This window comes from Dictyobacter formicarum (assembly GCF_016587435.1).
The window spans coordinates 34253-48642 of record NZ_BNJJ01000021.1 but is presented as its reverse complement, the minus strand read 5'-3'; the positions used below and the strand labels follow the sequence as shown (position 1 = coordinate 48642).

The 14390-nt window shown below is 47.5% G+C and carries 12 protein-coding genes; 6 read left to right on the top strand and 6 right to left on the bottom strand.

The window, feature by feature from the left end:
• The 3 genes from JMI88_RS29625 to JMI88_RS29615 are packed head-to-tail and all read right to left on the bottom strand — an operon-like array spanning position 1 to position 1432.
• The gene (locus JMI88_RS29625) at positions 1 to 243 is read right to left on the bottom strand and encodes a hypothetical protein (protein ID WP_201365570.1); all 243 of its coding nucleotides are present in this window, start codon (positions 241 to 243) and stop codon (positions 1 to 3) included.
• Between the two features lie 12 nt (positions 244 to 255).
• Entirely contained in the window at positions 256 to 651 is a 396-nt protein-coding gene (locus JMI88_RS29620; RefSeq protein WP_201365568.1) for a hypothetical protein, read from the bottom strand.
• A 28-nt stretch (positions 652 to 679) separates the two neighbouring features.
• On the bottom strand, positions 680 to 1432 hold the full coding sequence (locus tag JMI88_RS29615; RefSeq protein ID WP_201365566.1) for a hypothetical protein: 753 nt from the start codon (positions 1430 to 1432) through the stop codon (positions 680 to 682).
• 415 nt (positions 1433 to 1847) lie between these two features.
• Between JMI88_RS29615 and JMI88_RS29610 the strand changes: the two genes are divergently transcribed.
• Positions 1848 to 2057, top strand: a complete 210-nt coding sequence (locus tag JMI88_RS29610) for a helix-turn-helix domain-containing protein (RefSeq protein ID WP_201365565.1) — start codon at positions 1848 to 1850, stop codon at positions 2055 to 2057.
• A gap of 70 nt (positions 2058 to 2127) precedes the next feature.
• On the opposite strand, the gene JMI88_RS29605 is transcribed toward JMI88_RS29610, so the two are convergent.
• Positions 2128 to 2292 carry a hypothetical protein gene (locus JMI88_RS29605; protein ID WP_201365563.1) on the bottom strand — a complete coding sequence of 55 codons (165 nt, stop codon included), beginning with the start codon at positions 2290 to 2292 and terminating at the stop codon, positions 2128 to 2130.
• Between the two features lie 367 nt (positions 2293 to 2659).
• On the opposite strand from JMI88_RS29605, the gene JMI88_RS29600 reads away from it, so the two are divergent.
• Positions 2660 to 4024 (top strand): helix-turn-helix domain-containing protein, encoded by a 1365-nt coding sequence (locus tag JMI88_RS29600; protein WP_201365561.1) that lies wholly within the window; start codon positions 2660 to 2662, stop codon positions 4022 to 4024.
• Positions 4025 to 4054: 30 nt separating this feature from the next.
• On the opposite strand, the gene thiO is transcribed toward JMI88_RS29600, so the two are convergent.
• Positions 4055 to 5209 (bottom strand): glycine oxidase ThiO, encoded by a 1155-nt coding sequence (thiO, locus tag JMI88_RS29595; RefSeq protein ID WP_201365559.1) that lies wholly within the window; start codon positions 5207 to 5209, stop codon positions 4055 to 4057.
• A 240-nt stretch (positions 5210 to 5449) separates the two neighbouring features.
• Here thiO and JMI88_RS29590 point away from each other — a divergent pair, with 240 nt between their 5' ends.
• Positions 5450 to 5716 (top strand): hypothetical protein, encoded by a 267-nt coding sequence (locus JMI88_RS29590; protein ID WP_201365557.1) that lies wholly within the window; start codon positions 5450 to 5452, stop codon positions 5714 to 5716.
• A gap of 290 nt (positions 5717 to 6006) precedes the next feature.
• On the opposite strand, the gene JMI88_RS29585 is transcribed toward JMI88_RS29590, so the two are convergent.
• The gene (locus tag JMI88_RS29585) at positions 6007 to 6327 is read right to left on the bottom strand and encodes a hypothetical protein (protein ID WP_201365555.1); all 321 of its coding nucleotides are present in this window, start codon (positions 6325 to 6327) and stop codon (positions 6007 to 6009) included.
• Between the two features lie 197 nt (positions 6328 to 6524).
• On the opposite strand from JMI88_RS29585, the gene JMI88_RS29580 reads away from it, so the two are divergent.
• The 3 genes from JMI88_RS29580 (at position 6525) to JMI88_RS29570 (ending at position 14353) form a co-directional block, all read left to right on the top strand.
• The gene (locus JMI88_RS29580; protein WP_201365554.1) at positions 6525 to 7571 is read left to right on the top strand and encodes a hypothetical protein; all 1047 of its coding nucleotides are present in this window, start codon (positions 6525 to 6527) and stop codon (positions 7569 to 7571) included.
• A 462-nt stretch (positions 7572 to 8033) separates the two neighbouring features.
• Positions 8034 to 11543 (top strand): helicase-related protein, encoded by a 3510-nt coding sequence (locus JMI88_RS29575; protein WP_201365553.1) that lies wholly within the window; start codon positions 8034 to 8036, stop codon positions 11541 to 11543.
• Complete coding sequence (locus JMI88_RS29570) at positions 11540 to 14353, top strand: DUF1156 domain-containing protein (protein WP_201365552.1); 2814 nt, start codon at positions 11540 to 11542, stop codon at positions 14351 to 14353. Before JMI88_RS29575 ends, JMI88_RS29570 begins: the two co-directional genes overlap by 4 nt.
• Positions 14354 to 14390 lie beyond the last annotated feature (37 nt).

The following is a 14390-nucleotide window of genomic DNA, read 5'->3' as shown; positions in this document are numbered from 1 at the left end:
TTATGCTTCTTCCCAGGCTTGATCCCAGTTAACGCTCTCGATAGGCTGGGATTGCGTAGCCGGTGAAACCGGACTAAAGACGTGAATATCGACCGATGCAGCCTCTGGTAAAAGCCGCAGCAAGCTTTGGGCAATCTTGCGTGTTTTAGCGATGTCATGTGGTGATACTGTTCCATTTAAGTGATCACCTGCAGCATTGCGGATAATGAGCGTATAATTGATGGATGCAAAACGTTTCCCCATGGCGAAATCTCCTCAGGCGCTTTGCTCCAGTGATCTTTTTTGGATGGACTGCGTACTCTGCCACTGTAGATGCCAATGAGAAGAGAGTGTTTGTGCAACCAGGTTTGCTGTGACTGGACATGCACCTGGATAGATCCACCACCGAGCGGCATGCTCGGGAAATGATTGGGTTGGCATTGGAGTATCCCGTCCGGACAGGAATATGATTTCTGTCCCTTTTCTATCGCGATAATGGTATTGGGCAGGAAGGCCTGGGGTACGCGGTGTTGCTGGAATAGCGCGCATTTGAAAAACGCGATCAAATCCCAGATCAATGAGAATATCTTCAACCTCCTCAATAGCCGGGCAAGTGCTTCCAAAGGCTTCGGCACCTTCGCTTTTATTGGTAAAAAAGGCATGTTGAACCATCGCAAGAGTCCCTTCTTGTTCAAAGAAATCACGCTACGGCAGTCAATTGTTCTGGTATGCCAATGTAGAGGTTCCAGACCGGTTGCTTGTTACGACGGTCAAATTCGCGCACCACATGTACAACCTGCTGCTGATGGGCGTAATGCCATTTTCGCGTTTGTTTGATGAGTGCGTGCCAGGCCTCGAGCAGGCTTAGCTCAATGTGTTTGAAGTTGTGCTGCATCTCGTGCTGCAGTGTATGTAGCGCCAGGCACAGCAAGCTTTGTTGAATAGTTGGAGCCCATATCTTTGGTGCAGCCATGGGGCAGACCTCTTCAATAGCTTTCTCAATTGCCTGACTACTAACTGAAATTGGCTCTGGTAGAGGTTCGAGCATAACCTGCTCTTCAATCTGTACGTTTTCCGATGGTGTGGTGAGGATGGCTGGTTTGACTTTTTCAGCATGGGCAAAAAGGATTGCTTGAATTTGCGCTGCGGATTTTTGTTCCATCCGGCAATCATAGGGCAGCGCATAGTAGAGCTGCTCTTCAGTTACAAAAATGGTGAGTGGACAGGACCTAAGATCCTCTGCAGTCGCGGCCACATATGCTTCATACATATCCGCATGTGGCAGGTGACGAAAGATGCTGAGGAAGCAAAGCCCATTGGAAGAAGTCTCTTCTCGTAAGCTCACGCTGTGCTCTTCATCTGAGCAAATCTCGTCAGATAATATGGTAGCTGGAGCGACACAAATCCAATGGAAACCGACTCGTTTCTGAAAAGTAGGCTGCGCGTTATTCATGAGGGTTTCTCCTCTTATGCTTGACGCCGGCCTCCCGATACAGGATACTGAAAAGGAGGACCTGGACGCGCTCTGATGGCAGAAGGGTACTCACGCTGGTTGTGTGGACCAGACACAACCAGCACACCCATGTTGTGTGGTACTGTAGCCAGAATATGGACCAGATATCCTGTCTACAAAGAAATCCTCCTCTTTGAGCACTGCTCACTATGTTTGCAAATAACTGCTAATTTTTGCTTATAATTGCTAATAGCGGCCGTTTCTCCTGAAAGTATACGGCCGGTGCCAATCAAAAGTCAAGGGTTTCCGCGCCATTTTTTGCAGAGACTCGCAACTATGAGCAATTATGTTGCTTTCACATCCGTTCTATGCTAGTATTGAGCGAGCAGTGCTTAATACTAAAGAGGGTAGCCGAATGACAAGTTTTGAAGAGACTCGTACTAATGCTGGTTTGACCATTACTCAACTATCCAAAGAGGCAGATGTTTCGCGCGCGACTATCGAGAAAATTGAAAAAGGCTTGCCCGTACGCGCGGCATTGGCTGCCCGGGTTTGTAATGCGTTGAGTAAGCACACCGACTCTCCAGTAACGTATCAACAGTTAGGTATTAAGACCGTTAAGTAGCATGAAAACTTTCTTTTAGATACCTCCCTTGTTCCCAGGCAGCAAATCTGCCTGGGTTAATGTACATTTCCTACTCAACTGGATGACTCCATTTTCTCAGGGCTAGTGCTTGTTGGCGGTAGTGTTTCAACAAACGTCTCTGTTTACGTCCAGCCAACCATGCTACACCTGCACCAGTTCCAAATGCGAGCAATGTCCAGGCAAAGCCTATGGCCGCTACAGTCAACGCGCTCATGCTAGCAACTCCTAATAACGATAGCGATTTGCGGCGATCCGACCACCAAAGAACATTCCTGTAACCAGCGAGACCAGGCACAGAGAAACAATAAACCAAAAGCTTACTGTGACAGCGATATCCATAATTGAAACCTCCTAAAAAATCATGTACTATAGTTACTGCTGTTTGTCCCGTCGCTCTGATACTAATAATATCCTTCTTCTATGATCGTTTCAGTAGCGTTTAGTATCGTTTTATGGTCGTTTCTAGTAGCGTTCTCGAGTGTCGTTTTAGTATCGTTTGGGTTCTGAAACGCTTCACCATAGCCGAAAAAACTTGTACTCCAGGATGCCCCATCTGTAGAATTTATTGAGAGTAGGATGCTATGAACGAGAAATTGCGGAATGCGAGGCATGATAGACGTTGGTCATTAGATGAAGCAGCTGATAAGGTAAAGGTTAGCCGCACTACTTATGTGCGGTGGGAACAGGGAACGCAACGACCTCATGGTTCTTCCCTGAATATGGTTTGCGAGGCATTTAAAATGACACCTGAGCAATTAGGTTTCAGGTCATTTGCAACAGTAGCTGTGAACAAGTTGCAGCTTGCGCCTCTTCAAACTTCAGAACCTGTTTCAGGTGCAGCTTCGGTCAATGTTTTAAACTTCGGTGTACTCGCTCTGCTTCTTGCTCAACAACAAAATGGATGGACATTGAATGAACTGGAGGAAGAAGTTATGCAGGAGATCAAGCGGCAGAACACCAGCACCGGTCCAAAAATAACTCGTAAACAGATGCTGTCATTTCTCATTGGTATGCCACTCGGGGTAGCTGGGCTGTTTCAGTCAGATAATAATCTAGATACTTCCCTCACTGAAGAGATGTTGCCGATTTATAGCACTGCTATCCCTGCGTGCTGGCGATCATACTTTACAGATGGAAATCCTGCTGAAATCGGGAAGGTGTTACCCTCTTATGTATCTCAGTTAATACCATTGGCTCAGAAGTCATCGAAATCACAGAAGCTCGCTGCAGGCTTAGTCTCGCAAATATATCAGCTTTCGTCTATGTTGGTGCTGCAGAAGGAAGATTTCAGGACTTCGCTGGAGCATTGTAACGATGCCTTCTTATACGCGAAAATTGCGGACGATCCCAATTTGCAGGCGGCCTCACTGATTCGTAAAGTGAATACGCTCTATTATCGCAAGCGTTTTAGCCAGATTTCTCAGACACTGCAAGAAGTCGGCCAGTATGTCAACCTGGTTTCTCCACTTTTACAGGGCCGTATCTACTCAGAGCTTGCTTCTGATGTCGCTTTAAAAAAGCAGGAACAAGAGGCCTTACGCTATATGGGATTGGCTCGTGATCTCTTTCCTGATCAACCTGAAGATGACCCAGGGTTTCTGTATACCCATACAACGCACTACATTCTGCAGCTCAATGAAGCTCTGGCATATCGCGATCTGGATCAACCAAAGAATGCCTGGATCGCCATAGAAAAAGCTGAGGCCTACGTACCAGATACTCTCAGTACCAGGCGCATAGAGTTAGTGACGCATCAGGCTATGATTGCTACTATCCTTGGCGACTTGGAAATGAGTTGCAGTAAGCTCGAATCTGCCATTCATGCATGCCAGGCTATAAACTCTGATTTGTGGTTAAGCGATGCGCGAGACATCTATGAGAAGATGGTGCTGAAGTGGCCGAGAGAACAAAAGGTAAAAAGGCTAGACATGCTCTTCCATACGTAAGCATGACCAGCCCTTTTTCAAGAACGCCTTTTAGTCTGCTACGGAACCTCGCCATTCTCCAAAACGATCGGGATCAAAGATGCTCAGATCCAGGTCAAAAGGAGTTACGTGCTGCTGTAACTGTTCAGCTATGAGGTGCCCAACTAACGGTCCAAGTAAGATACCATCTCTGTACAAACCGCTGGCTATCCATAGTCCATTGATGCTCTTACTTGGCCCAATAAGAGGTACATCATCGCGTGAACCAGGGCGTATGCCTGCCCAGGCGCGCTCAAAGCGTGCAGATCCCAAAGAAGGAGTGAGTTTCTGAACCGTTTCCGTGAGCCTCGTGATCCCTTCTACTGTGACCGATTTATCGAATATGCCAGTTTCCGAGGTTGACCCTACACAAATTGAGCCATCGGCCTTGGGAACGATGCAGCCCATCCCAGAATAATAAATAGTGTGGCGCAGATGTTGATGTGCTAAGGGGCTTAGAGCTATCATCTGCCCTTTCACCGGAAAAACCGGAGCTTGAGATGGCTGAGAATGCCATGCTGTCGTCCATGCTCCTGCAGCAAGAACTACAGATTCGGTTGCTATAGGCCCCTGGTTTGTTTCTATGCCTACAACCTTATTTTCACTCACGACCAATTTTCCAACATTTCTTCCCTCAAAGATACGAGTGCCATGTCTGCTTACAGCTTGCGCATAGGCTTGTGTTAGTTTTGGCGCCTGGACGTTGTGTTCCTGTGGCGAAATAAGAGCTCCTCGTATCTGGTCTGATAGGAGCGGCTCTGCTTGTAATGCCTCTTCACGATCCAACCACTGAAGGCCTGGCAGTACATGTTTATAGATATTCATTATTTTCTGCCATTTCACGGTTGTCTCATCATCAAAGGCCAGGCGCAGTGTCGGAGTGTGTGAATATCCAATATGGGTGTCCGAAAATTGTTGTATTTCTTGCTCTACATGCTCGTGGAATTGTAATGCTGTAAGATAGAACCGCTCAAGTGGCTGCGTGGGATCAGTATTTTCATCTCCCAGGGGCGCCAGCATGCCAGCAGCAGCACGCGAGGCTTCTTCTGCCACAGAACCCTTGTCAAGGAGCGCTACTTTTATCCCTGCCTTGGTTAGGTAGTATGCAGTTGCACAGCCTACAATCCCTGCACCAACAATAGCAACATCATATTTCTCAACTACCATGCCTTCCCTCTTTCGCACTGGAATGAATCTTATTGAACTATATGGATTCTCGAATTATGTGCTTCTTCTCTCTATAGAATATCATCTGTTTAGGGCAAGGTAACTTCTCGTTGTAACGAAGTAATTGCTCGTTAGATGTTTTACCAACAATTGATGCCTCTTATATCAATGGTTTCATATGTGTGATATATATTAAGTAGTAAATGTTGCGTTTTATCATGTTTTGAGAAAGGATTAAGTATGGCAGATCTTATTCGTACAAGATGCAAACAAGGCACATTGATTATTACCGATAATCAGATTAAAATTGAACTTGGGCAACTCCGACAACAAACTCTGGCTCGTTCTGCCCTCACAGGTGTTGATAGCAGTATGGGTGTCCCCTCGGTCTTTGGTTTGGGTGGTGGCACTAACCTTGTCTTCCACGGACAAGGAGCCGAGCGCCTCCATGCTGATCTAGTGAAGCCAAACGTTGCACGTGAGATTGTTAATCTCCTGGGCAAATAACTACGGGTGCAAGGATGTGTTAATGCATCCTTGCCTGTCGTCTCTGACCCTGTTCAGCTTTCTCGATCTTGCGCTTCACCTCTACGTCTTTGGCCTATCATTTGAACACTTAATTAGGGTGCCAATGGTGTTTGCGAATTGGAGGAAGCAATCACCTTCTATATTCTGATTCTCCATATGGATGTTACCAGCGGGTGAGCTATAAAGTGCTATTTGGTCACTTACTTGCTCCTTAAGACTCGACCCTTTGGCAAGAATGCGCTACATTCTTGTATGGATTGTGATAAACTCTAATTTGTCTGAGATGAATTGACGACATCAACACGGTACACAGTTCCATCAGTGTGTATAATTGCACCGATCTCTTCGTAGGGATTGCCATCTTTGCCATATATATTCCAGGTGTAGTCGTGATCCCCTGGGATGCTGTAATCGCCATATTTTCCAAAGAAATTACTTACTGATACGCCGAGTACTGCTGGGCCATGCTTCGCTCGTGGATACAATGGGGGACTCTGAGGCGCGGGCGCGTGCGTTGGGAACTGTGTGGGATGTGCAGTTGGTGCCTGAGTGTTGATATCTGAGTATAAAGTGCATGCTTCAGCAGCCATTTATGGTTCCCTTCTCCATTTTTACTTCAATTAGAGTATGAAAGATCTAACAGGCCAAATAGGATGATGTGTCTATTCTTGCAATTTCTTAGAAAAACTGATAATATATTTAAGATCAGTCAAAATTTTTATCAAATAATTTTTTTTATTAAAATAATTTTTTTATCAGTTAATTTTTTTAAAGAAAGTCTCATTCTATGCCTAAATTGCAATATAAGGCTTTACTCATTCTATGTTTTTTTTTGCTAAGTGCCTGCGGGAATCAAGGCCCATCATCTCCTGCCTTACCTCCAGAAGGATATCTCTCCACATCGCAGTCACCAAACGGCAATTTCGCCTCCTATATCCAATACACAGAGCATAACGGACAGTGGGTTGGAAACATACAGGAAGCCGTTCTTCCATCGGTTGACAACCCCAGTGTTTCCACTGGGAAAGTGACCTTTACTGGCGTTCACAATGGCAATAGCATCAGCCTCACGATTACTGATATCAATGCACCTATTAGCAATATATCAGGGACGCTCACTGGAACATTCTCAGAGTCAACTATTACTCTCAATCTTTCAGAGTCGGACGGCAGTATAAAAAGTTTTGTCTATAAAGGCGCGTCCATCAACCAGTATAATCAAGCGATAAGCAACCTCAAGAAGCTGGCTCAAAAAGCAGATGAAAAATATCGTGAGCAAACGGCAGTCACACAGGCCAATAATACGATGAATACTGACATTGGAACTCTCTCCGGCGATGAAGCGACCTTGAAATCCATTTCTTTCGATTCTGATCTTCAAGCACTCTCCCAAGATAACCAGACTATTCAACAAGATTATCAGCAAGAGCAAACAGATGCGAATACAAGCTGTACTGGAGTAGGCGCTGGGCAAGTACAGGTAGATTATGCCCAGGTTCAGGTAGGCATAAGCCAGATGCAGACAGATGTCAATACTACGCGCTCTGATAAAGCTCAGTATGAAAAAGAGAGCAAGGCGGTGCAAGATGACAAAAATACTATAAAGAATGATTGGGTTCAACTCCAGCAAGCAGTAAAGAATAACAGCTATAAAGACCCAAAACCTCTATATACCCAATCTGATGTTGATTCATTCATTCAGGGCGCACAAACCATTCTTGATAACGCAGCAAAAAACTGGAATAACGCACGAGGCGCCGGGAATACCTACCTTGCTCAAGCAAATTCGACAGCAAAATCTGCCTATATCCTTTCCACCCACTGCCAGCCATAGAATACACAACTATTGTGTTGTAGTGCAGCATAGGAATGAGCTGTCAGGATTGGTAGCTCATTCCTATGCTGCTTTCACCATGTCGTATGAGGCCTGTATTGCTGACTTTATCCTCAAAACTGTGTCAGAGCTAGATTATCTGCCAAACCACAACACGCTTCTAAGTTGAGCCCGCTTTTTCAAAAAAGCGAGCTAGAATCCTAACTCTTATAATCGGCTATTGTATTCAAGCTTCTTTTAAGCTCATATGGTTGAGATACCAATGCTGCATTACCAAAAATGCCAATCACCACCATCACGTTGACTGTTTTTACACAATACTTGATTGTCATTATTTATAAAACATATTCACTGTGTATTATGGCGCAGTTTATTTACTTTTCTTATGTATTGACACATGCAAATTTAATATGTTATTTTGCAAATATCTTCCTTTTTTCTTTTAGAAAGACGATAATCCCTATGCTGCTTCATGAAATTCGAGCAGGAATGCTCATAAAAGGTTTACTTCCTGGCAAAATTGTTACCATCATCAATGTTGTCTTTCATGGTTCCATTGGAGCAGAGGTTGCTTATAAGGATGCTAGTGGACAATTAGGCAGTGAACTTATTTATGCTGAGAGTGCTCAGGCTCTGGAAGTTGTCTCTGATCAACTCCCTTGGAGCTTTGATGCCGATGGCACACTCTTTCGGCTTGTCTCTGAGGCCTATCGTATCCATTTGGCTTACTTGTTTGACCCTTTGCTGGCGGTACACACCTCATTAATTGATCCCTTACCCCATCAAATCACAGCCGTGTATGAGGCGATGCTGCGTAAGCAGCCTTTGCGCTACCTGTTAGCCGACGACCCGGGTGCAGGCAAAACCATTATGACGGGTTTGCTTATTAAAGAGCTAATGATCCGCGGTGACCTGCATCGTTGTCTGATTGTTGCTCCGGGCAATCTGGTGGAGCAGTGGCAGGACGAACTTTGTGATAAATTTCATCTTGTCTTCGACACTCTGACTAATGATCGTATCGAGGCTTCGTCAACAGGTAATGTTTTTACAGACATACCTCTCTGTATCGCGCGCCTGGATAAGCTCTCTCGCGATGAACGTGTGCAGCACATACTTCAGCAAACTGAGTGGGATCTGGTGGTGGTAGATGAAGCACATAAGATGTCTGCGACTTTCTTTGGTGGCGAGATCAAGTACACAAAGCGCTATCAACTGGGCCAGTTACTGGGCAAGATTGCACGTCACTTTGTGCTGTTAACGGCAACTCCACACAATGGAAAAGAAGAGGATTTTCAGTTATTTTTGCGCCTTCTTGATGAGGATCGTTTTGAGGGTCGTTTCCGCACTGGGGTGCACAAAGTAGATGTTTCTGATTTGATGCGGCACCTGGTCAAGGAGCAGCTCTATAAGTTCGATGCAACGCCACTTTTTCCTGAGCGCCTGGCATATACCCTCAATTATCAACTCTCCGATATTGAAGAAGAGCTTTATCAAGAGGTGACGGACTATGTACGCCGCGAGTTTAATCGTGCCGATGCTCTGGGAAATAATGGACGCAAGGGAACTGTAGGCTTCGCCTTGACGACGTTGCAGCGCCGCCTTGCCTCTTCTCCGGAGGCGATTTATCAATCGCTCAGGCGCCGTCGCGAGCGCCTGGAGCAGCGTTTGCGTGAGGAACGTCAGTCTAAACACGATGATCATGCAAATATAGCCTTCGCGCATAATCTGCCTTTGCTAACCGAAGAAGAACTGGATGATCTGGATGATATGCCCGTTGCAGAGCTGGAAGCAACCGAAGACAGTGTGGTTGATCAAGCCTCGGCGGCTCGCACCATTGCTGAACTCCAGGCCGAGATCAACATCCTCAAACGCCTTGAAAGCCTGGCTCTGAGGGTGCGCCGAAGCGGTCTGGACCGCAAATGGGAGGAGCTGGCGAGCCTGCTGCAAAATAACGCTGAGATGTTTGATGCGCAGCATCATCGACTGAAATTGGTCATTTTCACTGAGCATCGGGATACCCTTAATTACCTTACCGAACGTATCAGCACAATGCTCGGACACGAAGGTGCAGTGGTCACGATTCACGGAGGGATGAAACGCGAAGAGCGCTCTCGGGTTCAGCAAGCTTTTACCCAGGATAAAGATGTCAGTGTGCTCATAGCGACTGATGCTGCTGGTGAGGGTATTAATCTGCAACGAGCTCACTTGATGGTCAATTATGATCTACCCTGGAATCCTAACCGCTTGGAACAGCGCTTCGGGCGTATCCATCGCATAGGACAGACTGAGGTGTGTCATCTCTGGAATCTTGTCGCAGCCCAGACACGGGAAGGTGAAGTTTTTCAGACATTGCTCAATAAGCTTGAGGAGGAACGGGAGGCTCTGGGTGGCCAGATTTTTGATGTTCTAGGTAAAGTGCTTTTTGACCAGCGACCCTTGCGCGACCTGATGGTAGAGGCTATTCGCTATGGAGATCGTCCGGATGTGCGTGCGCGCCTGCACCAGGCGGTCGATAACGCTCTGGATCGTCAGCATCTCCAGACTCTGCTAGAGGAGGAGGCGCTGGCACGCGAAGTGATGGATGTGGCGAGAGTGCACCAAATTCGCGCTGAGATGGAGCGAGCAGCTGCTCGCCGCCTCCAACCACACTTTATCAACTCTTTCTTCATCGATGCCCTCAAGCGCTTAGGAGGCAAATATTACAAGCGTGAAAATCAACGTTATGAGATTACGTATGTGCCACAAGTGCTGCGTAACAGCCGCTTGCTGAATGAGCGACGTGCCACGATTTTGCGCCACTATGAGCGGGTTGTGTTTGAAAAAGAGCTGATACACGTACCAGGTAAACCACATGCATCGCTCATTGCTCCGGGGCATCCCTTGTTAGATGCCACTATCGATGTAGTTCTGCAACAGTACCAGGATCTCTTAAAACAGGGTACGGTCCTGGTTGATCAGAAGGATATGGGTGAAACAACACGTGTGCTCTTCTACCTTGAACACACGATTCAAGATGCACGCATTGATGCCAATGGTCAGCGCCATCCGGTCTCGCGCCAACTTCAGTTTGTGGAACTCAATGAGCGAGGGGAGATCACTCCCGCCGGCTATGCACCTTTCCTGGATTATAGGCCTCCTAAAGATGAGGAACGTGAGTTCATCACTCAGCTCCGTCAGGCTTCCTGGTTGAACAGTTCTCTAGAGGAGCAGGCGCGCACCTATGCTATTGGTCATCTTGTGCCTCGTCACCTTGAAGAGGTTAAAGAGCGTCGTGAGGAACAGATCGATAAGACCGAGGCCGCGGTGCGTGAGCGCCTGGTTAAAGAGATCAGTTACTGGAGCAATCGCTCAGTGGAGCTACGGCTGAAAGAGGCTGCAGGAAAAACAAATACGCACCTCAATTCGCAAAAGGCGCGTCAAACTGCCGAGGAACTTTCCAATCGCCTGGAAAAGCGTTTGCAAGAGCTTCAGCAGGAACGAAGACTTTCACCTCTGCCTCCCAATGTCATTGGTGGGTTGCTTGTCGTTCCTCTTGGGTTACTTAATACGTTGCGTGGCCTCCAGCCAGAGGAACAGGAGTTGCTTCATGCGCACGAAACTGAGCGCGTGGAGCAACTAGCAATGCAGGCCGTTATGGACGCGGAACGTCGCCTGGGATATATATCGCGCGATGTTAGCGCCGACAAATGCGGCTATGACATCGAATCCAGCATACCCAACTCGGGTCGGTTGCGTTTCATTGAGGTCAAGGGACGGGCCAAGGGCGCTACGACCGTGACCATTACACGCAATGAGATTATGACCGGCCTCAATAAGCCAGAAGATTTCATCCTGGCCGTCGTCATCGTCGACGGCGAGCAGACTACTTCTTACTACATTACTCGACCTTTTCACTCCGAGCCAGACTTTAACGCCACCAGCGTTAACTACGACCTGTCCGGTTTACTCAACAAAGGAGTTATTCCTGAATGAGCAGCTCTTACCGTAAAAAATTAATTGAAGTTGCCCTTCCCTTGGATGTGATCAACTTCCAGTCTGCGCGCGAAAAATCGATTCGCCACGGTCACCCTTCAACGCTGCACCTCTGGTGGGCGCGCCGCCCTCTGGCGACCTGCCGTGCCGTGCTCTTCGCCTCACTGATTGATGACCCCTCTGAGCATCCCGAGCGTTTCCCTGGTGAGGAGGCACAAGAGGTCGAGCGCAAACGTCTCTTCTCACTCATTGAGGAGATGGTCAACTGGGACAATGCGAATAAAGAAGAGACTATGCATAAAGTACGTAAGGAGATCCTGGTGGCGACTGGAGGTAATCCTCCACCTGTGCTCGATCCCTTTGCCGGAGGAGGTTCCATCCCTCTAGAGGCACAGCGCTTGGGTCTAGAAGCACATGCCAGCGACCTGAATCCGGTTGCTGTATTGCTTAATAAGGCTTTAATTGAAATTCCGCCAAAATTTTCTAATAGGCCCCCTATCAATCCTGATGTCAGCAATGGTTCGTTACTTGAGCATAGCTGGAAAGGTGCACAGGGCCTGGCTGAGGATATCCGCTATTATGGCAAGTGGATGCGTGACGAGGCCGTGCGCCGCATCGGCTATCTCTACCCCAAAGTTTCTCTCCCCAAGGCATATGATGGCAAAGAGACAAATGTCATTGCGTGGATCTGGGCTAGAACTGTTACTTGCCCCAACCCTTCTTGCAGAGTACAGATGCCATTGGTTAGATCTTTCTGGCTTTCTAAAAAGAAAGGCAAAGAGGCATGGGTTCAGCCAGAAATAGATAAAAGCACAAAGCCTTTCTCTATTCATTTCGAGATTGCTACAGACAAAGAAGGCCCAGAGATCGAAGGAACTGTTAATCGTTTGGGTGGTACCTGCATTGCATGCAATAGCCCTGTCCCTTTTAATCATATTCGTAGCGCAGGTCAAGCTGGGCACTTAGGTCAGCAGCTCTTGGCTATTGTGGCCGATGGATTTAAAGGGCGTGCATATCTTGCTCCTAATGACGCTCACATTGCTAGGGCAACAGGGGCGAAACCTATCTGGCATCCTGAAGCTAATTTGCCACATAATCCACGAGATTTTAAGACTCCAAACTATGGAATACGCTCATTTGGTGATCTTTTCTCACAACGCCAACTCGTTGCTCTCACTACATTTAGTGATCTTGTTCAAGATGTCAGAGAAAAGATATTGGCTGATGCTCGGCTAGCCACTTTTCTCAAAGAGGATGAGCAAAAGTTTTATGCTGATGCTGTCGTTACATATCTGGCACTTGCTGTGGATAGACTGGCTGACAGAAATTCTACTATTTGTTCCTGGGATGTGAGTCGAGATAGTACTCGTAATACTTTTGCTCGCCAAGCCATTCCTATGGTCTGGGATTTTGCTGAAGCAAATCCTTTTAGCGATTCTACAGGTAACTTTTTAGGTGCAATAGATTGGATAGCAGAAACTGTCAAGCTTCTCCCTTGCTCTCTCCAGGGAGAAGCTAAACAAAGAGATGCTACTACTAGCGCTAATGGCATACATAACCCACTTATTTCTACTGATCCGCCCTACTACGATAACATCGGCTATGCTGACCTCTCAGACTTTTTCTATATTTGGCTACGTCGCTCACTGCATAGCATCTATCCAAATCTATTTCGCAGTATGCTTGTACCCAAAGCCCAGGAACTCGTTGCAACACCTTACCGTTTCAAAGGCAATAAACACGATGCTGAGGAATTCTTTGAGAGAGGCCTGGAGCAAGCCTTTGAGCGCATGCATGCCCTACACAATCCCGAATATCCGTTGACCGTCTACTACGCTTTCAAACAAGCCGAGGGAGAGGCAGATCAGGAAGAGCTAACACAAACAGGAAGAAATGGCAATAAGAAGGTAATAGCCTCGACCGGATGGGAAACTATGCTAGAGGGCCTGATCCGCTCTGGTTTCACCATTACTGGCACTTGGCCTATGCGTACAGAGATGGCTAACCGCAGTATAGGGCAAGGCGCAAATGCTTTGGCTTCCTCCATCGTATTGGTTTGTCGCCCGCGTGCGACCGATGCTCCCATTGCCTCGCGCCGCCAGTTCTTGACCATGCTGCGCACTGAATTGCCTGAAGCGCTGAGAAACTTGCAACATGGCGGTATAGCGCCGGTGGACCTGGCGCAGGCCAGCATCGGTCCTGGTATGGCGATTTATTCGCGCTATAGCAAGGTCCTTGAATCTGATGGTACCCCACTCAGTGTGCGTACAGGCCTACAACTCATCAACACAGTCCTCGATGATGTACTGGCGCATCAGGAGGGTGAATACGACCCCGAGACGCGCTGGGCTATTGCCTGGTTTGAGGAGTACGCGCTCAATGCGGGCGAGTATGGGCGTGCGGAGACGCTCTCGAAGGCTAAGAATACTACTGTGCAGACATTGATAGATGCGGGTATTCTGGAGGCGAAAGCTGGCAAGGTCCGCCTGTTTAAGCCAGAGGAACTTGCGCCCTGGAACCCTGATACGCAGAAGAGTTTGACCACGTGGGCGGCCATGCAGCATTTGCTCCACGCACTCGATAGCCGAGGTGAGGAGGGGGCTGCCGAACTACTCCATCGGTTTGGCGAGCAGGGTGAGTACGCGCGCGACCTGGCTTATCGGCTGTATACGGTCTGTGAGCGCAAAGGTTGGGCGCCGCAGGCTCAGATCTACAACGCTCTGGTTACTGCCTGGTCTGAGGTCAATCTGCATGCACAGAGTCAGCCACAGGCGAGTGCGCAGAGCCTTTGGGATACAACGGAATGGTAATCAGCCGCATCATATATAGAAGCAGTATTGAAGGGAA